At 38.2% G+C, this 21,403-nt stretch carries 17 protein-coding genes; 2 read left to right on the plus strand and 15 right to left on the minus strand.

Annotated elements, in window-relative coordinates; all coding sequences use genetic code 11:
- Positions 1-8: 8 nt before the first annotated feature.
- The 5 genes from BMZ31_RS03360 to BMZ31_RS03380 are packed head-to-tail and all read right to left on the minus strand — an operon-like array spanning position 9 to position 8,544.
- Positions 9-1,853: a 2-aminoethylphosphonate aminotransferase gene (locus tag BMZ31_RS03360; RefSeq protein ID WP_090830301.1), complete on the minus strand. Its 1,845-nt coding sequence runs from the start codon at positions 1,851-1,853 to the stop codon at positions 9-11.
- On the minus strand, positions 1,846-2,976 hold the full coding sequence (aepY, locus tag BMZ31_RS03365; RefSeq protein ID WP_090830302.1) for a phosphonopyruvate decarboxylase: 1,131 nt from the start codon (positions 2,974-2,976) through the stop codon (positions 1,846-1,848). Before aepY ends, BMZ31_RS03360 begins: the two co-directional genes overlap by 8 nt.
- Positions 2,973-4,478 (minus strand): phosphoenolpyruvate mutase, encoded by a 1,506-nt coding sequence (aepX, locus tag BMZ31_RS03370; protein ID WP_090830303.1) that lies wholly within the window; start codon positions 4,476-4,478, stop codon positions 2,973-2,975. The genes aepY and aepX overlap by 4 nt, the downstream gene beginning before the upstream one ends.
- Before the next feature lie 20 nt (positions 4,479-4,498).
- Complete coding sequence (murF, locus tag BMZ31_RS03375) at positions 4,499-5,911, minus strand: UDP-N-acetylmuramoyl-tripeptide--D-alanyl-D-alanine ligase (RefSeq protein ID WP_254778563.1); 1,413 nt, start codon at positions 5,909-5,911, stop codon at positions 4,499-4,501.
- Positions 5,908-8,544 (minus strand): putative amidoligase domain-containing protein, encoded by a 2,637-nt coding sequence (locus BMZ31_RS03380; protein WP_254778564.1) that lies wholly within the window; start codon positions 8,542-8,544, stop codon positions 5,908-5,910. Before BMZ31_RS03380 ends, murF begins: the two co-directional genes overlap by 4 nt.
- 226 nt (positions 8,545-8,770) lie before the next feature.
- On the opposite strand from BMZ31_RS03380, the gene BMZ31_RS03385 reads away from it, so the two are divergent.
- Positions 8,771-9,436 (plus strand): hypothetical protein, encoded by a 666-nt coding sequence (locus BMZ31_RS03385; protein ID WP_090830304.1) that lies wholly within the window; start codon positions 8,771-8,773, stop codon positions 9,434-9,436.
- Between the two features lie 16 nt (positions 9,437-9,452).
- Here the strand turns inward: BMZ31_RS03385 and speE are convergent, their stop codons facing one another.
- The 3 genes from speE to BMZ31_RS03400 form a co-directional block, all read right to left on the minus strand.
- Complete coding sequence (gene speE, locus BMZ31_RS03390) at positions 9,453-10,310, minus strand: polyamine aminopropyltransferase (protein ID WP_090830305.1); 858 nt, start codon at positions 10,308-10,310, stop codon at positions 9,453-9,455.
- A 197-nt stretch (positions 10,311-10,507) separates the two neighbouring features.
- Positions 10,508-11,764 carry a GNAT family N-acetyltransferase gene (locus tag BMZ31_RS03395; protein ID WP_090830306.1) on the minus strand — a complete coding sequence of 419 codons (1,257 nt, stop codon included), beginning with the start codon at positions 11,762-11,764 and terminating at the stop codon, positions 10,508-10,510.
- A 4-nt stretch (positions 11,765-11,768) separates the two neighbouring features.
- Positions 11,769-12,602, minus strand: coding sequence for an alpha/beta fold hydrolase (locus BMZ31_RS03400; protein WP_090830307.1), 834 nt, complete (start codon positions 12,600-12,602; stop codon positions 11,769-11,771).
- A 433-nt stretch (positions 12,603-13,035) separates the two neighbouring features.
- Here BMZ31_RS03400 and BMZ31_RS03405 point away from each other — a divergent pair, with 433 nt between their 5' ends.
- Positions 13,036-14,952 carry a CoA-disulfide reductase gene (locus tag BMZ31_RS03405; protein WP_090830308.1) on the plus strand — a complete coding sequence of 639 codons (1,917 nt, stop codon included), beginning with the start codon at positions 13,036-13,038 and terminating at the stop codon, positions 14,950-14,952.
- Positions 14,953-15,137: 185 nt separating this feature from the next.
- Here the strand turns inward: BMZ31_RS03405 and BMZ31_RS03410 are convergent, their stop codons facing one another.
- The 7 genes from BMZ31_RS03410 to BMZ31_RS03440 all read right to left on the minus strand — a co-directional run bounded on the left by BMZ31_RS03410 (position 15,138) and on the right by BMZ31_RS03440 (position 21,192).
- On the minus strand, positions 15,138-15,716 hold the full coding sequence (locus tag BMZ31_RS03410) for a TetR/AcrR family transcriptional regulator (protein WP_090830309.1): 579 nt from the start codon (positions 15,714-15,716) through the stop codon (positions 15,138-15,140).
- Positions 15,717-15,722: 6 nt separating this feature from the next.
- Complete coding sequence (locus BMZ31_RS03415; RefSeq protein ID WP_090830310.1) at positions 15,723-16,709, minus strand: aldo/keto reductase; 987 nt, start codon at positions 16,707-16,709, stop codon at positions 15,723-15,725.
- 379 nt (positions 16,710-17,088) lie between these two features.
- Positions 17,089-17,556 (minus strand): nuclear transport factor 2 family protein, encoded by a 468-nt coding sequence (locus BMZ31_RS03420; RefSeq protein ID WP_175477986.1) that lies wholly within the window; start codon positions 17,554-17,556, stop codon positions 17,089-17,091.
- A 106-nt stretch (positions 17,557-17,662) separates the two neighbouring features.
- The gene (locus BMZ31_RS03425) at positions 17,663-18,379 is read right to left on the minus strand and encodes an NAD(P)H-dependent oxidoreductase (protein WP_090830312.1); all 717 of its coding nucleotides are present in this window, start codon (positions 18,377-18,379) and stop codon (positions 17,663-17,665) included.
- Entirely contained in the window at positions 18,376-19,242 is an 867-nt protein-coding gene (locus BMZ31_RS03430; protein WP_090830313.1) for an SDR family oxidoreductase, read from the minus strand. The genes BMZ31_RS03425 and BMZ31_RS03430 overlap by 4 nt, the downstream gene beginning before the upstream one ends.
- A gap of 20 nt (positions 19,243-19,262) precedes the next feature.
- A complete protein-coding gene (locus tag BMZ31_RS03435) occupies positions 19,263-20,297 on the minus strand; it encodes an aldo/keto reductase (protein WP_090830314.1) in 1,035 nt (344 codons plus the stop codon).
- 58 nt (positions 20,298-20,355) lie between these two features.
- A complete protein-coding gene (locus BMZ31_RS03440; RefSeq protein WP_090830315.1) occupies positions 20,356-21,192 on the minus strand; it encodes an SDR family oxidoreductase in 837 nt (278 codons plus the stop codon).
- Between the last annotated feature and the right edge of the window lie 211 nt (positions 21,193-21,403).

The raw sequence follows: 21,403 nt of genomic DNA on the forward strand, positions 1-21,403 counted from the left end.
CTCCCCTCCTATCTGTTATCCATTGGACTTTCATTTTTCAGGTATTGTTCTAAAAGCAAAAGAAAATCTTCTATGTCTTTTTCCGTAATCTCACCAATGTTTGCAATCCTAAAAGTATTCTTTTCAGCAAACTTCCCTGGGTATATTGTAAAACCTCTTCTGTATAGGAAATCGTGCATTTTTTCAAAATCATAATGCTCACAATCCGGTTCATGAATGGCTGTGATAATTTTGCTGTGATGATCACAATCAACTAAGTGTGTAAGCCCAAGTTTTGATATTCCATTAATCAGCACTTCCCAGTTTCGTGAATATCTTGCATAACGATTTTCGATACCTTCAAACTTTGTTTCTATGATTGCCTGCTTTAAAGCATAGAGTGTCTGAACAGGCGGAGTAAATCTCATTTGTCCAGTTGTTTGGAAATGCTCATATTGAGAATACAAATTCAGATAAAGATTGCGCGGTTTCAAATAGCGCGATTTCTCCAAACTCGCTTTGTGAGCAATGACAAACGAGACTCCAGCCATACCTTGTAAGTTCTTATTGGAGCTAGCCGCCAGATAATGAATGTTCATCCTTTTCATATTAATAGGAATAGCTCCATAAGAGCTCATCGCATCAACAATCATTTGAATTCCATGGTTCGAACATATTTCCCCTATCTGTTCAATCGGATTAAGCAGTCCAGTCGTCGTCTCGTTATGGACAATGGCAAGATGTGAAATCTCTTTTTGATGAGCATCAATAAATTTTTCCAATTGGACAATTTCCAAACCATTAGCTGCCGGTGATTCAAATTCATAAAAACCGATTCCATATGCTTTGGCTATTTCACACATTCTTTTGCCGTAAGCTCCATTGTTGATAATTAAGACTTTACGATTTCCAATAACGGAACTGAGAATGGATTCAACAGCCGCTGTCCCTGATCCACCAAACAAAACTGTTGTATACTCATCTTCAGGAGCTACAAATTTTGTTAATTCAGCAGCTATAAACTCCATAACAGATCCAAATTCTTTTTCACGAGGGCAAATATCAGGTACAACTTGTGCATATTTAACCGTGTCAGTCGTGGTTGCGGGGCCAGGATTTAACAGGACATTCCGTGGTACCGGCTTAGGTAAGTTTTCTTTCGCCTTGATGATTGGATAGATTACATTGATAGCACGTTGCCAATGACCTTCATCATCTACCTCACACCAAGCATAGTTACATAATTTCTTTATATGAAGTCCTGTTTTTGAAGAAATCCCCACCAGTGCCTGTTCGTAATCGAGATCTTTTTTTGAATGCTTTTCAGCAAATTCACACATCATCTTGTACGTAGAAAACGAAATTTTTGATATCCCCACCAGTTCTGCATGAACATCATCCAGGTTTCCCCTTTGCTTTGACATATTCTTGAGACTTCCATCACGGTTACATTCAATGAATACTTCATCAGCGGAATAAGTAAGATCACTCGCTAAGATGATGTCGTGACGGGCATCTTCTACCAATGCTTCTATCCCGCGCTTTTCATAGATTAAATCAGACTCCATCAAGAGGAAGTCTTCATTTAACCGTTCCTTTAAGAGATACAAAGTGTACATACTTCCAGTGCTTTGGAACGAAGCGTTTTTTACACAAATAATCTCAGGGTACTTTATAGTGAGTGCCTCATAATACTCACTTTTAAAGCCAGTTCCGATAAATATCGTTTGTATTCCGCATGCTTTGAGTTTCTTAATGGAATGCTCGATAATGGAGAGTTCATCCAACTCTAAAAATCCTTTTGGACGATGAATGGTTCTTTCTCTAAGTCTGCTTCCCATCCCGGCTGCCAAAATGACTGCTGTCTTAATCATCAAGAAACACCTTCAATCTCTCTTTCACTTCAACTGGCTTCTGTTTCGGACGTCCGAGGTTCTTCATGGAACCTTTGGCTATTTTTAAATAAAGGAAAGTATGCTGTTTATCTTTCTTCCAATCTTGAATTCTTTTGCGTAATTCTTCTAAACTATGAACATAAAAAGCATTCTTGTAGCCACAGTTAGCAGCAATTTCAACGAACTTAACATTCATAGAAACAGTAGACTGACCACCAGTTGAGTCGTGGATATGATTGTCAAGGAGTATATGAAGCACGTTAGAAGGGGAGTAGTAGCCATTTGTTGCAAGACTGCCCATACGCATGAGCAATGCACCATCTCCGTCAATGGCGATTATATTTTTATTCCCTTTCACAACACTAAGCCCAAGTGCAAATGCACTGATACAGCCCATTGATCCAACCATATAAAAATGATTAGGAGCATCTTCAATCTCATAAAGTTCACGCCCAGTCTTTCCCGTTGTTGCCAATAGAACGGTATCGTCATCCTTCAAGGAATGAATCAAACCTAATGTATTAAGCCTTGTCGGAAACTGATCCTCTCTCATCTTTTTTCCACATATGAGATTTCTTGTTTTATTCAGAGTTTGATTCTCAAGTGGCACAGCAGTAAAAGTATCTTTTTTTACTATGAAGAAAAAAGGCTGATCGCGCTGAATGAAAGTGACCGCTTTCTCTATCTGCTTTACCGCCGATTCCAGATCGGTAGATAAATACTCCCATTCAAGTTTCATAAGACTCAACATTTGTCCTGTAATTTGTCCCATCAGCTCGTGTTGAGGTTCATCTGGTATACCTGGTTCCCCCCGCAGACTTACAAATCCCAGTATCGGAATCTTAAATGGAAAAATAAGAGATGTTAATGGAGAGCTTGCATTTGTTAAACCGGAATTTTGCATGAGCACGACAGACCTTTTTCCCCCCACGCTTGCTCCCGCTGCAATAGATACCGCTTCTCCTTCATTAACAGCTTTCATATATTCGCATTCATTTATGGCAAAGTTGATAAGAGGCTTTAAGAAGGAACATGGTACTCCACTAAAGAAATCAAAACCCTGTTTTTTTAATTCCTGTCCAAATGCTTTCGTGTCCATCATGGCAATTCACCTGACTCTATTGATTTAAAAGAGGCCAAGTCAAGCCATTGACCCTTAATATATTTGACCATGATTGGATGGGTATTTGCGATTTGATTAAACAATTGAGCGAGTGTCAATAGTTTAAAATCGTCTCTTTGTGCAATCTTTTCCAAAGCTTCTTTTAAAACTGTCGCTCCTTTTTCATTTACCTTCCAAAGTCCAATAAATTCTCCATGAGGGATTTGAATTTGGAAATCTTTACTTTCGTACATGCTCAAAAAATTGACTGTTTTGGAATATGAATTTTTTGAATAAGGGGAGCTCGCAGTAACGAATAGCTTATCCTTCCCTCGTTCAAAATCTCCATCTACGACAAGAACAATATCTGCACTGTCGTCCAGTAATTCTTCAAGTACATGTGGCTTGTAGATCATCTCGGCATAGCTGAAGATAGTGTCTCCCTTTAATTGATTCATAGCTTGATATAGTTGGTAAACTTCTCTTCCTTCAGAAAGATTCTGCGAAGCAGATTTTCCAATTTGCGTTATACTTTTGATTCCTGCGTTGTTTAGCTGCTCAATTTGCTTCTCCAATAGAGGGTTTTCTGTTTCGTTTCCTGGAAAAATAATAGAAGAGGTAAGGTTTTTGGTTTTTGGAAGATATTTCCTCTCAGCTAAATCGAGTTCATCCTGCCCTTGTAACTGAAAAACTTTTTCAAGGGAAGCTACAGAAGGCTCAACATTTATTAGACTTTCTTCGAGGTAAATTTGTTTCGATGTTTTTTCCATAGCGGTAATCGAGGCACGAAGATTGTGGTTTGCCCAAATTCCAACACTTATACCAAGATCACGGAACTTAGAAGTCGGTTCCTTATAATACTTTGTGGGGACGATGATGACCGGTAGTCTATTTCCCCACTCTTTCATGAATGTCTCTATTTCACTACTATCTGACTTTTTACTGTGGATAAGAATGGCATCGGTACCTGCTTGACGGTAAGCCTCGGCTCGACGAAGTGCTTCTCTTAATCCCCATCCTGCAATAAAGGCTTCAACCCTAGAAACAACGACAAAGTCCTCATCTTCTTGAGTGTCCTTCATTGCCCTTATCTTATGGCAAAACTCATCAATATCAGCAAGCGGCTGAGCTTCCCCATTAATAAATGAGTTTGTCTTTGGAAAAAGCTTATCTTCAATACATACACCCGCTATACCTCTTTGCTCTAACTTCTTTACTAATCGTCGGGCATTATTAAAATTTCCGTATCCAGTATCACCGTCGAGCAAAATGGGAATCGATGTTGCATCACTCATGAATTCCAAAACTTCGAGTACTTGAGTCCAAGACGCCTCATTGTTATCCCGGACACCCAAAGCTGCTGAGATGGATAAGCCACTTGCCCAAATTCCTTTAAATCCGGCAGATTCAACGATTTTTGCTGACAAGGCATTATGGGCTTCCATGATCAACTCTAGCTGATCGCTATTTATCATGTTGCGCAGCTGTGTCGTTTTCTTCATTCTTTTAATTCTCCTTTCGATTACGATTCTTCATCCGGAATCAATTTCTTCTTCAGCTCAACGAAGGAATCTCGAGTCATAACCCGGTGAGTTATTTTTATATATAAAACAGCTTGATCACTCAGATAATCTTTTACAATTGCATAGATTTCTGTTCCCGTTTCACAAAAGTGCACCTTGCTTTGGTCCATCCCACACTCAATGGCACTAATGCCAATTTGCTCAGCTTCCTTCCCAACTACGAAAAGTAAATCCACACCTGTAGAAAAAGCCTCTTCTCCCATTTTTCGATATTGGTCGACCGCAAACTGACCGTCACCGAGTTGGGGCATGTACCCTAAAAGTGCAATGGATGTCTTATCCTTAGATAAATCACTCAGTACTTTCAGACCTGTTGACATTGATAACGGCGCTGAGTTCCAAGTATCGTCGATAATAACCGCTCCATTCATTCCTTGCTTACATTCCAGGTGTTCTTCTAGATGGCTGAATGAAGCGAGACCTTTTATAGCTGTTTCCATTTCAACTCCAGCGTATGATACAGCCGCAATAGCAGCCATTGCATTGTACACATTGTGCTCTCCATAACCTGGAACAAATACTTCATAACATTTTCCTTCATGCTTGAGAGTAAATTTCATCCCGTTAACGGCATAGGTAATGTTTTCTGCTTGAAAATGAGCTGTATCATCTTTCCCAAAATACACGACGTTCTTATACGGACTTGTATCCACCATCTTTTTAATATTCTCATCATCGCCGTTGAGGATGAGAATGTCAGCTTCATGGTCCATCCCATCTACTATTTCCGCTTTAGCTTTCATATACGTTTCCGGAGTTTCACAATCTGCAAGATGATGAACACCAATATTCAAGAGAATTCGGATCTGTGGTTTAAAATATCTGCATGCTACCTTAAGGTAACCGGGATAAGCTACAGGCATTTCATAGACAGCTATTTCTGTTGATTCATCTATATCGGTTAAGTACCTGAGATTTACACTCATAGAGTTCATGCTTTCCCATGTCGCTTCTACATTGAAATCTTTCTCTAGAATCTGCAGGATCATCTCTTTTGTTGTAGATTTCCCACAAGTTCCTGTAACACCAATGATGGGAATATCAAAGAGACCTCGATAATAATCGATAAATGTCCAATATGCCTCCTGAATGTCACTTACGACAATAACAGTCAAATTGTCTCTCCATTCACCAATCTGTTCTGGTACATCTGTTATTACAGCTAGTGATTTGTAACCCTCCCAAAATGATCCACGTATCTTATCTCTTTTGATATGAAAAAGAATGTGGTTATCCTTCATTTTTTTCTTCGTTCGGTTCTTAACTCCTTTGATGATGATATTGTCTGTCCCGTGGATGACTGTTCCTTTTATAAGAGTGACAATGTCACTTAATATAAGCTCTTTCATCATTCTTCATCTCCTTTCTGATTGCTATCATCTAACTCGTAGCCAGTTAATGAAGCGGCATAGTTGAGGAGTCTCAATGCAGCAAGATTACGCAGTTTGTATGCTCTCACCTGAGAAAAAAGATTATCTGGCTTTGCGTTAATTTCTAGTATTTTAATAGAATTGCTTTGGTCGATACAAATATCGACTGCCAATTCTCCAAAAGGACCGATTTCTTCTTCTATTAACTCCGCTACATTTTTTGCTAGTTCACCAATTTCTCTCTTCATTGCGCGAAGTTCTGCTGTTTCAGGGAAAAGCTTATTGAGCACCACACTGGAACGCTTGTTGATTTCTGTGTCTTCAGACATTACTCCCTCATTGGTCAAACGTGCTACCATACCGGTTCTCACCCATTTGTTTTTACCATTTTTCTGCATATACGATCTTAGTTCAACGAAATTGCCGTTCATTTGTCTCCGCTTAATGGCTTCTTGTACGATGTAACTTTTATTATTTTTTAATGGGAAAAATGAAGAGATTAACTCAGAAACCCCAGTCAATGGCTGGAATACCCGTTGCTTTTCATTCATCCAAAATATTCCTGAGTTTAATTGAATAACGCGTGTAATACCTTTGCTTAACGCACCTTCAAGAGGCTTGACGAAAATTTCACCGTGAAGATTAAGCATGTCTGTTAGGTCCTCGGGCTCGTTTAAAAGTCGAGTATCTGGAAGATAATCTGAAAATTTTTCTGATAAGAGTTCATGTGAAGACCACTTATTTCCGGTAATTTCGAATAATGTTGGGGGATTTAAAAAGGGGATATTGTATACGAATTGGAGTTTAGCTCTCGTTTCTTCAATTTCTCTTTTATATTTAAGAGTTGTCCGGAAATGACGATCGTAAATGACTGCAGGGAATGGGAAGATTCCTTCTCCATCTATGGTTGTTCCTTTGATTTGCTGTGTGTCCCACATAATGTCTTTCGGTTCAAAGACATATACTAACATTTGCTTTTGTTTGGCGATCTTGCTTAAATGCTGAAAATAAGTCCCTTGGCGCTCAAAAGGCCTCTCTGCTAATATCCCTAAGATAGGTCCGAGTACCAATGCGCCTGTTGAAGATGAGATTTTCGGAATCCAGTAATCGGGAAGCGACAATGCTTTTCGAAGAGAAGGTGAAAGTTGAATGACGTTGGAATTACGAAATGAAAACGGATAAGGTCTAATTTGGGCTTTGGAGATAGCTTTACCTGCACATACATATGTTTCTTGACCTTCTTTTAATTGATGTTTCATCCTCGTTTTTCTTGGCACTTGAATGACAAGTCCACGCTCATATTGTTTATCTGGAGCATCAAAGCCCCAACTTTTCCGAAGATCAGTTTTGCCATCAAGAACTGATCCGTCTTCAATCATCTGAAAAAAAGGCGCGAGTTCCTTTTCATATTGATGATACTCTTCTAGATTAGTCAGTTCCTTCTTGATACCCTCCCACAAGATTGTAAGCACATGGCGATTACCCTTATAATAGGCTTCCTGAAAGCATGAATCATATAAATAAGGGGTTGATAATTTTTTATGACAGGATGCTAACAAGCGTGCCAAACATAAAGTAGCCAAAGTAATTTCTGGAGTCATCATCCAAGAACTAAGGGAAATGTATTCGAATCCGTACGGCTTCATCCGAAATCTACCTAAACCACCATGCTTCGTTCTGCGCCTACGCCTGCTTGGATTAGATTCTTCAATCATCGCGAGTGGTATTGCCAAATAGTAATCTAGTGATCTTATTAGTGAAACAGATGGATTCATTCCGAAATGGATGTGTCCCCCACACTGATAACCGAAAAATGGCATACTGCCAGCTCGAAAGCTGATATTATCGAAAGGGATTTCCTTCGATGCATCCTTTAACAGCTTTTTAATATTCTCATATAGGCCATGCGGAGAATCAGATTGTAATGGTCTTAACTCAACCAGTGCATAATCACCGCTATCCTGTTCGATTTGTCTTTCATCACAGCCTATGGGTCCTTCTAGTGGAAAAAAGTCGGATGCCGGCAACAATTCATTATCACAACTAAGCATAAATTCTACATCTGCGCCGATGGTCATGACTTTTTCATCCGGTTTAATAATTGTATCTGAAACTTCATTTGATAAAACTTGAACATCAAGGACGATTGGTTGGTCATTAATCAACTGCCCCATCTTTACAAAAGCATGTGTAGAACCAGTAATGTAAGAGGCTCTTATGGCAATGTCTGTCCAATCTTCAGGCAAGGATGAAACATCCACTTCCTCCCATTTCCATCCATTCTCTTCTGTCCTTATAGGAATCTCATTACCTATGACACTGTCTGGCATTGCCAAATAAACGCTTACTATACTTAAACCCTTCACTTCTATTCGGTATTCCTGCTCTATGACATAAAGCTTTGTGAAATAATCAAATCCCTCTTCTACCCCTTGTTCTTTCGTATGAACGACAGTAACGTCCTGTCCACCTTGATGTCCGAATTTCCGGCCAATGAGTGGATAAGAGGAGGAACTGGGATCTGCTAGTTCAATTGCTTTAACGTTGTTTAGCCGAAGCATACGTAACAGGAGTTCTTTATCCCGCAAGATATTAATATGATTATTTGATAGCACAAATTGCCCTCCAATTTGTAAAAATGTATTTCTTATTCAAGTGCTGTGTGACCATGAGTGTAGCCTTACATTATGATATGTAATTTCACTAAATGTTCTTGTGTGAATACCCTGTCCAATTCTTAGTGTGCACCATTCACCATTTCCATTAGAAAAGCATTACATATATAAAGGACATGCTAAGGGGTTATTTCTCTTAATTTAACGGGAATGGTGAGCTAAATATATGAAGATAGAATTCATAGAGTTAGAGTATCTGGATTATTATATAGGCGATCCAACTTCACTCTGTCTTGTAGATGCACTACATGCCAAACCGCCTCAATCAGACTTATTTACAGGAGAGATTGTTGAAAGAGTCATTTCAAATGTAAAATGTGCGGGAATCATTAGTAAGGTTTCAAGAACGGTTGCAGACTTGAACAGGAAAATGGATGGGAGCAATGATGCAGCACTCCAACAATATCGTGCAACGATAAAAAAAATCTTTAAACAATATGGCATTCTTGATGAACAATCCCATCAAATCACCAAACCTGTTTTACATTTATCCATCCACGGAATGAAAGATGAACATTATGGCCGACATGCAATTGAAGTAGGTACTTTTCAAGGACAATCGTGTTCCAAAAAAATGAGGAGTTGGTTTCAAAGGACAATTCGTAAAAAATCAAATGAAATATTACCTAATACAAGAATCGTATTTGATGAATATTTTGATGGTGATGAATCGATTGTCTATCATAGAATGGGAGATGGAGATTCTTATGAGGGCTATGGTCCTCACTTCCACACTTTTCAAATTGAATTTTCCAAAACACTCAGAGAAGATTATCAATCCGAAATCGTCGAATTGATCACTCAAATTATTAATGAAAGAAGCCATCCATAAAAATGGATGGCTTCTTTCATCTTACATATTTCGGAAGAGTAAAACTAGCGAGATAAACATCAGCATCGATGTACTTTGTTTCCTTATCTTGCAATCTCTGAAGCTTTGCCTGAAGGGGATCCCATTTCTTAGAAGCAATCGTAAAGCTCCATATCCCCGAAGGAAACAGAGGAATTGTTACTACATACGTTTTTACAATTGGGAATAACTCCTTCAAATTCCGAATCGTACGCTGCAAAGTATTGACATTATAATAAGGTGACCCAGATTGAAAGACACCTATTCCATCAACTGTCAAAGCATCAAATACATATTTGTAGAATTCGGGCTTGAACAATTTAATTCCAGGCCCTTCGGGATCGGGACGGTCTATCATAAGTACATCAATATTTCCTTTCTTCTCTTGAATCCATTCAAACCCGTCCCGGTGAATCAAATTTATTCGTGGATCATTTGCGTAAGCTGTTTCTGGAGTTAGCCATTCTCTGCACACTTCTGTTACTCTTTGATCTATTTCAACCACTTCAATGGATTCGATTTCATTATATTTGATAGCTTCTCGTACGTGTCCGCAATCGCCACCGCCAATCATTGCCACTTTCTTAGGACTAGGATGAGTGACAAGGGGGACGTGACTAATCATCTCATTATAAATAAACCCTTCTTTCAGTGAAACTTGCGGTACACCATCGAGCGCAAGTATCCTTCCAAATCCCTTTGTATCGACAATACTTATCTCTTGATAAGCAGAGCGCTCAAAGTGAAGTAACTTCTTAACCTTATATCTAGTCTCCATACTGGCATTCGCAACATAGCTTCTGAGCCAAAGAGTACCTTTTTCATCCTGTTTATAGCCTTTCATATGTTCTGACATCTTTCCACCATCCCTTCTTTGAATATGGCGTCCCAATTATACTATGAAACTTTTTGAAGGCTTGTCATGAATCATTCGCACAAAAATAAGAGCCTTTCAAAAAGAGGGGAAGGATTTTTCAGCAAAAGTAAAAGAACCTAACATAAAATTATGTTAGGTTTTTAAGATAGAAGATTAGGCAAGATAGTTTTTCCTTGCTAAAACAGCGTGTTACATAAGGGCTTCTTTTGATTTATAAACAGCTGCATTAATGTAGAAATATGAACAGCATTATTCAGCTTTAACTTCCCGTAATTATATAAACTTTTAGGATCAACAGCTCCCATTAAAAGTGATGAAAAATCTGAAACGTCGATGTCCATTTCGATTTCGCATTCGCATTTTTCGATCACTTTCATAAAGCCTTCTTCTACACTTATCCAAACTTCTAAACGCTGATCTGATATAAGAGAATCTTGTATAGAAAATTTAATTTTACAGTTTCCATAACCGAATTGTATGTCACTTAATTCATTGATAAACTTCTCTATATCTGCCACCCGATACATAATACCCGTTCCCGAAGTATTCGTTTCATGGTAAACGCTTGGAATAAGATTGTGTGTCCCATTTCTCGCATCCTTCAACAAGAATTCAAGAGATTGGTCTTGCGTATTAAGGATGACTCGATTAACTTGATCTGCCTGAGTATGCAAAAAGCTACTGAGTTTCAATAAAGAGGTTGGATTGAGATAGATGAATTCCTTCACTTCCAAATTGTTCAATAAGAAGTTTGCTTCCCTTTCTTTCTGAAAAGTAAACAAAAGATAACCTTCCAAAACAGAGTCATTCATATACCCAACTATTCTTGCAACTGGATTTTTCAGCATTCTCTCTAATTCAAATTCCGTCTTCATGATTGCTCCATGCGTGTTTTTCGCATAAGTTTGATAACATTCACGGATATGTGGCAAATCGGATTCTGTTAAGTAAACCAGCCCTTCTTTATTCTCCTCATTTGGAAAACTGTTAGGCTCAATCTTATATTGATTCATTCTTGTTCCGAATCCAAAACCCATCTTTTTATAAAAATCAGGGCGGAAAGGATATAGCATCACTAGAGATGTACCTCTATTTCGGAAATGGTCAATAAAATATGTGATTAGCTCTTTAGCGACTTTTTCCTTTTTATGCAATAAATCAACGGCTACTAATCCAACTCCACCGACATCTATGATTTTCGAACTCAAATTCATCTGGTAATAATGTAATCTCATACCACCAATTAATTTCCCGTCTCGAAACAGGCCATAAAATTCAATCGTAGCTACCTTTTCATGGATGTCTTTCAAACTTTGAATGAAGCGAGTCTTAAAATCAGTCGAACTTTCCATCACTCCCGGGTATGCATTGATGACAATCTCTGCATACTGATCGATTTCAGCTAGCGTTAGCTTCCGAATAATAGATTCCATACCATCATTCCCCTAAGAAAAATTCTTTAATTAAATTTTTCAAAACTTCCGGCTGTTCAATGACTGACCAATGACCACAATTCTTAATTTCGACTAACCGAGCGTGAGGAAGATGTTTTAAGAGTAGTTCTTCCAATGCTTCAGGGGTGATGATATCGGTATCTCCTTGAGCAATCATCATTGGTACTTGACCCAACGCCTCTGAATCTATGAGGTGATTGTACTTACTCTTTATATCTTCCCCCAACCTGCTATTCACTTCGGCATTACTATTAGTCTCAGTTTTTTTCGCTAGTTTGCTAACACTATAAACGTAATATGGGTTAATTACCTTAAAAATTTCAGCCACATCAACTTCATTCACCTCTAGTTTTTTTACAAGTTCATCGAATTTCCTTCTATCTTCTGAGGTGAGTCTTTTCTCTAATTCTTCTCCGAACCCTAAATATCCATCGACAGTTGCTCCAACAGCAGCAGTCATGAATATTTTGTTTGTATGTTGCGGATATTTTGATGCATACAGTAGTGCAAGCATCGATCCCCAGGACTCACCAACAAGATTTAATTTCTCTAGCCCTAAACTTTTTCTGAGTTCTTCTAGGGTTTCTATTTCATCCTCAATTGTGTAATCTCCACCTTGTAATCGAGCGGATTGACCACAGCCTCGTTGGTCATAGAAAATAAGTTCAAAGTGAGAATCCAACGATTGTAAGTGAGGCAGAAAATATCTGTGTTCCCCACCAGGTCCACCATGTAAAAACACCAAAGGTATTCCATTGCCAAATCTTTTTGTATAAATGGACATATCTCTCAACAATAAGAATTCTTCATTATGCATAGGTAACCTCCTAAAGGAATGTAATAATAGTTAATTAAATAAAACGAATAGTCAGTTTATTCTTGTTTCAATAATATTCGCTGCATTGAGTTTGGATTCCTTTTTCTTTCACATTAAAAATATAGATGTACTTCATCTCGCCTAACAAACCTTGATTTAACAAGTCTCATATCCAACTTTTTGTCTTATTTGTGTCTGACTGCAAAGAAAATCAGACAAAATTATTCGATTTATATTGAACACTCCACATACCCCGTATAGTATATAAGTGTAAGTAATATATACCCATTAGGGCATAAGGAAAACAATCAAATGCCCTTAACACATCAGCCATTGTTCTGCGAAATTGATCAGTATTTTTTTGTGATTATTTTCACAGAACAAGATATAAAAGCACACGATTTATAGGTTTAATTTAAAGGAGGAAATAAACATGCCAAAAAAGATTGTCATCGTAGGTGGAGTTGCGGGAGGAGCCACAGCAGCAGCTAGATTAAGAAGATTAGATGAAACTTCAACAATCGTCCTATTTGAACGAGGAGAACATATATCATTTGCCAATTGTGGATTGCCATATTATATCGGAGAAACGATTAAAGACCGCAAGAAATTATTGGTACAAACAGTTGAAGGCATGAGTAAAAAGTTCAATTTAGATATACGTAACCTCACTGAAGTCGTAGAGATTAATAGAGAGAAGAAGACTATTTCAGCTAAGAACCTTCTAACTAATAAAGTATACGAAGAAAGCTATGATACCTTAATTCTTTCGCCAGGAGCAAAGCCAATCGTTCCAAATATCGAGGGATTATCTGAAGCCAAGAATGTCTTTACATTACGCAACATTCCAGATACAGATCGAATCAAATCATTTGTTGACGAACAACATCCAGGGAGAGCAGTTGTCATTGGCGGAGGATTTATCGGGCTAGAGATGGCGGAAAATTTGGTTGAACGCGGCATATCAGTTACGGTAGTAGAACTTGGTAAACAAGTCATGACACCAATTGATTACGAAATGGCTTCTATCGTTCACTCTCACTTGAGAGATAAAGGTGTAGATTTGATATTAGAAGATGGAGTGAAGGCATTTAAGAGCAATGGAAGCACAATTGAACTTGCTAGTGGAAAAAAGATTTGTACAGACATGGCCATCTTATCAATTGGAGTAAGTCCAGAAAACAAATTGGCTATCATGGCAGGTTTGGATGTCGGCGAGCGTGGCGGCATTCAGGTTAATGAATTTCTTCAAACGAATGATTCGAATATTTTTGCCCTCGGCGATGCAATTGAAGTAAAGGATTATATTAATGGTAATGCGGCCATGATTCCACTTGCGGGTCCAGCTAACCGCCAAGGACGAATTGTTGCCAATAATGTGTATGGAAAGAACGAGAAATATAAAGGAACACTTGGTACTGCCATTGCAAAAATATTTGATTTAGCCGTGGCTGCTACAGGACTAAATGAAAAACAACTTAAACAACTAGGCAAGAAATATCAAGCGGTTCATATTCACCCAAGCTCACATGCTGGTTATTATCCAGGTGCTGCACCGATTGCCTTAAAATTACTATTCAACCCTGATTCAGGTACCATTTACGGGGCACAGGCAGTGGGAGAAGATGGGGTTGATAAACGAATCGATGTGATCGCTACAGCTATTAAAGGGAACTTGACTGTCTATGATTTGACAGAAATCGAATTGTCTTACGCTCCACCGTTTTCATCAGCAAAAGACCCTGTAAACATGGCTGGATATGTTGCATCAAATATGATGGAAGGTGATGTAAGTACTGTCCAATGGGATGAAATAGATGAAATCGCTGAAAATGGTGGATTGCTCATTGACGTGCGTGAGCCAATTGAAAGAGAAATGGGTTTTATTAAGGGCTCTATCAATATTCCTTTAGGAGAAATTCGCGATCGATTGGATGAAATCCCCAAAGACAAAACCATTTACGTTTCTTGTCAGGTAGGATTAAGAGGTTACTTAGCGTCTAGAATTCTTTCAGAAAATGGATATGATGTTAAAAATTTAGATGGTGGCTGGAAAACATATTCTTCCGTTTACAATCAAAAAGGCAGTAAAGTATCACCAGCTACAACTGAAGATTTTGAGGTTTTCATGCATATTGATGCGACTGGTTTATCCTGTCCCGGCCCTATCATGGAAGTTCATAAAAATATCAAAAAGCTTCAATTAGGTGAGGTCTTGCAAATCACTTCTACTGATTGCAACTTTGTAAAAGACATTTCTGCTTGGTGCGAGAAGAATCAACATACTTTAGTGAAGACTGAACGAGAAGATAAGCATTATACAACCACGATAAAAAAAGGCTTGATATAAAATGTTATAGTCCGTCTGATTTCGTATTACTTCAAAACAATCAGAACCAGCTGCCAGCACCTAATACTTGTTTTTTGAATTCTTGCTTTCCAACCAGAGCCATTTTAAGAGCCTTACCGTATAAACAAAAAGCCGATTTTCCAATGATGACGTGGAAAATTCGGCTTTCTTATTGTTATAGATATTTAGATTATTCCTGAAAGAATCAAATTCCAAACGGTTTCAAATTCCTGATCAATAGTTGGTGATAACCATTCTTTAGCGTGGGCAGGATGATGAAATTTTGCTGTAGCCATAAAGACTCCGCTCGCGGTGGATACAGCATCTCCGGACTTAAATTCTTGTTTAGCAATGCCGTCTTCAATAATCGGAATGATTTGTCCAATTAATTCAGCGATATGTGCACTTACCGCTTCCACAGATTCTTCTACAAGACTAGTATACATCGTAAATAACTCCGGGTCTTCCTGAACCAAGTTATGCTTAATCTGAATCAAGGTTTTTAACCATAAATACAAACGTTCAGTAGAAGAACAGTCATGGTTGAAAACGGTCGCTAATGGCTCAGAGATGCTATGCAACCACTTCTCTGCAACGGCTTCTCTCAAAGATGCTTTGCTAGGAAAGTGTCGATAGATGGAGCCGTGACTCACTTTCAAAGCCCTTGCCACATCTACCACACTTGTTTTCTCTGGTCCAAATCGGCGAAGCACTTGCTCCGCTGTATCTAATATAATTTCTTTTGTTAAAGGTTGGTCCGCCATTTCTCCTTACTCTACCCCTAACATCCCCATTTGTTCAGCAGCATATCGTGTACCAGCAACAGCTTCTGCAGGCACAGCAGCTTCAATTCTTTCAAGATCAGATTTGCTAAGTTGTAAGTCCACTGCGCTTAATGCATCCTGTAGTTGTGAACGTTTGCGAGCACCGATTAATGGGATTACATCCTCGCCTTTAGAAAGAACCCATGCAATGGCAAGTTGAGCAACATTTGCTTGTTTTTCTACTGCGATATCTCTTAAAGCTTCTACAAGAGCTAAGTTCTTATCCAGATTTTCGCCCATAAAACGTGGTGCGAAAGAACGGAAGTCAACACCTTGACGATCCTTCGACCATTTTCCACTTAACAATCCACGTGAAAGTACACCGTAAGCAGATAGGCTGATTCCAAGTTCACGTAAAGTAGGTAAGATTTCTTTTTCAATTCCACGACTAAATAGTGAATATTCGATTTGCAACCAGCTTATCGGATGAACGGCATGAGCACGACGGACTGTCTCGGCATTTGCCTCAGATAACCCTATGTGTTTCACATATCCAGCCTTCACCATGTCAGCGATAGCACCTACAGTTTCCTCAATCGGTACACTTGGATCAACACGTGCTGGCTGATAAAGGTCAATGTAATCTACTCCAAGACGTTGTAATGTATATGCCAATGCATTCTTGATTGCTTCGGGACGGTTATTCATGCCAATCCATCCGCCATCCGGAGATCTTAACACTCCAGTTTTGACGGCAATAAACGCATTCTCACGCTTTTGCCCCTGCAATGCTTCACGTAAAAGAAGTTCATTATGACCGACACCATAGAAGTCTCCTGTATCCAATAAAGTAATACCCTTCTCTAGCGCCTCATGTATAGTTGCAATGCTTTCCTTTCTGTCTGCTGCACCATAAAGATCAGACATTCCCATACAACCTAAACCAATAGCTGAGATAGATGAATCATTTTGACCTATTTTTCTATGTTCCATAAAAAATACCTCCAATTTATTTGTATTTATTTGATAGGTTAATCATATCATAGAAAAATAACAAATATTAAGTGACAAATTTCATTTTTTGTCACTTGATGAAAAACCTAAATTTTGATATTCCTCACACATAGTCTTTCCAACGCAACGAGCATTCATCATTTTTCCAAAAATCAAACGAATCAAATGTTTCTTTGCATAAAATTTCATAATAGTAGCTATCTCATAGGGACTTCTTTATTAAGCCCATTGTTTTTTTAATCTAAAAAAAAGATGCCGCATAAATAATTTACGAAGCATCGCTTTTTCATTTATCTATTTAAATATGGTATGAACTGTAACATATCAACTACAATTCTTTAATGCTTTTATAATAAGACTATTTTCTACTCTCTTGTGCTAATTGTGGTAAATCATTATTTCCATCGATAATAGTAGCTTGTAATGTCATTTGATCAATTAGCCATTTGCCATCGTTTTTCACAAGGTGATGCATATAAACCCCAGCTACTGTCCATGTATTATGGTTAGATTGGTTTGGTAAATAGTGAAGTGCAAGTACTTTAGAAGTAGCTTGAGCTTCATTTCCTATAATATCCACTTCATGGTTTGTAATCATATGATGCGTTGCTTGGAAACCTGGTAAGAATTGGCTCCATGCATGAATAATATCTTTTTTACTTATTTCACTACCCTCTATCCCTGAAAGAGAAGAGTAATCTAACCATACCTTATCAGTAAACACTTCTTCTAGCTCTACCCATTTGTGTGAATCTGCAGCTGTTCCAACCCTATTTATTTGTGAAATGATCTTCTGTTGATCAATATATCTTTGTAACTGTTCCATTTCTACACTCCCTAATAATAAGCAATATACTAAATGGGTTATCATTGTAAAACTTTCTCTAATTGTCCTCTCCAACGGAAGCAATCAAACCTTCACTATACTTGCCTTACCCTCTGAACTCTGACTTAAGTTGCATCGTTGAATCATAATGCGAATTAGGATGATATGGAGTGGATGGTGTCGTTTCAAGAGAAAGTAAACGCTCTTTAAATGTTTCTAAGTATTGCTTACGTAATTCTTCATGATGTGCTGCTCCGTAACTGACAAATGGTGGCAATACTTCCATTCCCGAAAAGCTCAATATCCCACGATTAATATGGTGTAACACTTGATCCATCATGTCACCACTAATTCCATTCTTGGAAAACATGGTCTCAGGTCCACCAGTTGTAACAGATAACATCGCTTTTTTTCCTTTTAATCCACCTTGATCATATAAACCTACGCCAGGCCCATACAACCACCCCATCGTAAAAACACGGTCTACCCAGCCTTTTAAAATAGCAGGAACAGACAACCACCATAATGGAAATTGGAAAAGAACAAAATCAGCCCATTTTAGTTTTTCAATTTCCGTTTTAATATCTTCAGTAAACGTGTCTTTTTTCACGGCTGCTATTTGTTCCATTTGATATTTAAAAAACTCGTGGTTCTCAAGTTCTAAGAAATCCTGTTTGTTTGCAACAGGATTAAAATTCATTTCATATAAATCAGAAACTTTCACGAAGTGACCTTGTTCTTCCAATGTTTTGATTGCTAAATCTTTTAACGCACCATTAAACGACCTCGGCTCCGGGTGAGCATAAACGATTAACACATTCATCCTATAAACGCCTCTTGATAATCTTTAGCGAACGTTTCAAATGAAGTTGCTTTTTGTCCTATGATTTCTTCTACTGTATTGGAAACCTCTGCGGTATATCCTATTTTGTTTATATGATATAACTCTACCAATGCATCAACTGTTTCTGCAGGCATACCTGCATCTAGCATCGATTGACGAGCACTTTCAGCTGGAACATCTACATATTTTATAGATTTTCCTGTCACATCAGAAAGAATATTTGCAATTTCGTGATAAGAAATGGCTTCTGGCCCGGATAAATAATACGCTTTATTTTCATGTCCTTCTTCAGTTAAAACATGATTCGCTACATTAGCAACATCACGTGCATCAACCATAGCAATTTCCCCATCACCAATAGGTGCGTAGAATGCACCGTGATCCCTGATTGTATGGGAGCTAAAGTTGACGATGTTTTGCATAAATGAATTGGGACGTAAGAAGGTATAAGCGATCCCTGATTGTTCGATTTCTTTTTCAATAGTCCGGTGCCATTTGGCCATTGTGATGGCTTCCAGTTCAGCTCCTGCACCTGAAATTTTCACAAGATGCTTCACACCTGCTTCTTTTGCAGCCTGAATAATATGACTTGATAGCTCTACCATGTTTGGAACAAACGGTGTCGCAAAAAATACTTTCTCAATACCTTTCATAGCTTCTTTCAGTGAAGATGGAACAAGTAAATCAGCGTGAATCAGTTCGACTCCTAGTGCTTTTAATTCCTCTGTTTGACTTGTAGGACGAATGGTCACACGAACCTTATAACCTTTATCGGTAAGAAGCTTTGTTAATTCTTTACCGATATTCCCTGTTGCACCAATCACTAGTATTGTTGTGTCCATATTCTTTTACCTCTATTTCTTTATTTTCTATGGTTATCGATTTTTGAAAATGTAGTACCAAACAGTGCATTTCTAACTGGTTCAGATGATAAAAATTCGTGTGGAAAGCCAAGCTCAATTTCGCTTACTTGATTTAAATTCCGAAGATGTTCTGATGATAATTTGAATTCAACTGCACCTAGATTATCAGTCATCTGTGACACTTTTCTCGCTCCAACAATCGGAATCATGACACCTGACTGTTGGCGTACCCAATTAAGCGCAACTTGAGCAGGTGTACTGCCAATTTCACCAGCAATTTTCACCACTTCCATTGCAATCTTACTATTAATGTCATTTAATCTTTTGCTTTCTGGAGTCAAGCGTTTTAACTCTTCCTTCGATTGGTCATTTAGATACTTTCCTGTCAATGCACCACCAGCCATCGGTGCCCAAGCTGTTACACCAATATCAAAAGCGCGAGCCATAGGTAATAAGTCACGTTCTGGTGCACGTTGCAGTAAATTATATTCCACTTGTAAACCGATAAATGGCGTCCAACCACGCAACATCGCTAAAGTATTAGCTTGGGAAACAATCCATGCTGGTGTGTCAGAGATTCCTACATATAAAACTTTACCTGCTCGAACCATATCATCCAAAGCACGCATCACTTCTTCGATAGGTGTCGTAAAGTCCCAAGCATGAAGCCATAATAAATCAATGTAGTCCGTATTTAATCGCTTTAAACTTCCTTCAATAGTTTGAACAAGGTTTTTACGATGATTTCCCCCACCGTTTGGATCATTACGTCGGGTAGAAAGCGAGTATTTAGTAGCAATCACGAATTGCTCTCTATTGCCTTGAATGAACTCACCTATAAACTTTTCACTTGTGCCATTCGTATAATTGCAAGCAGTGTCGATGAAATTCCCACCTGCTTCTACAAATTGATCAAATATTTTTTTACTTTCTTCTTTTGAAGCCCCAAATCCCCAATCTTCTCCAAATGTCATCGTTCCAAGAGCCAGTTCTGAAACTCTTAATCCACTTTTTCCAAGTAATTTATATCTCATTTTTATCACCTATTTTTTTATTTGTTTGTACAATCAATCATTTAATCAACGATGGATGCTAGTTTAAGATACCCGGCTTTAATAGGTTCATGCTTATGTCCCATAATTGTTTGGCCGCTTTCGGATCGTTTGCTTCTTTTGTTGTGTTTTCAGGTTTACAGTTATTAAAGAATTGACCACTTACTCCTCTTACCTCTGGGGCAGTTGCAAGAAATACCGGAGTTTTAGCTCCTTTTTCTGTTTTAGCTGACATTAGCCCAAAAATACTGCGGAAAATCCAAGGCAACTGATGCATAATGTTTGACTTAATAATGCCGGGGTGAAGGCTATTTACAGTGATTGGTCTTCCTTCCAATTTTCTTGCAAGCTCTTTCGTAAATAAAATTAAAGCAAGTTTTGTTGGTCCTACAGCTTTATAAAACTTATAGTTATTTTTCACCATTAAATCATCAAAATTCATCTTAATTCCATTATGCTTTGAAGCAACATTGATAATACGGCCTTCACCACTTGCTTCTAATGAATCAAGCAAAAGATGGGTAAGTAAAAAATGAGAAAGATAGTTGGTAGCAAATGTAGTTTCAATTCCATCTTCCGTTTCTGATCTTTCAGGTAAGAAAACAGCTGCATTGTTTATCAATACATCCAACTTATCAAACTTTTGTTTAAATTCGTCTGCTGCTTGACGAACCATTTGTTGAGAAGAAAGGTCGGCAACAAGCATGTGCACCTTATTGTTACCAGATTGTTCAATAATATCTTTAACTGCTTCATTTCCGCGTTCCTTACTGCGGCACAAAATCACGACCGTAGCTCCCTTTTCAGCTAATTCAAGAGCCGTTGCTCTTCCAATACCTGAATTCCCACCAGTAATCAAACAAATTTTATTTTCCATGTTGAACTCCCCTTTTTTGATTGGCTCTGTTAATGTTTAGTGTTGTTTTTTATGAGTAAAATTAGAGAATCCACTCCCTTTCCACGGACGAAATGGTAAGCCTCTTCGCTCGTACCTCACTGCGGGGTCTTTCCAGCCCGTTTTTCCGCAGAAGTCTCGCGGATTCCCTTCCTCACAAATATCAACAGTATCGCTAAACAGAGCCTTTTGA

The sequence above is a fragment of the Bacillus sp. cl95 genome, assembly GCF_900115925.1.
In the GTDB taxonomy this organism is placed as follows: Bacteria; Bacillota; Bacilli; order Bacillales; family Cytobacillaceae; genus Neobacillus_A.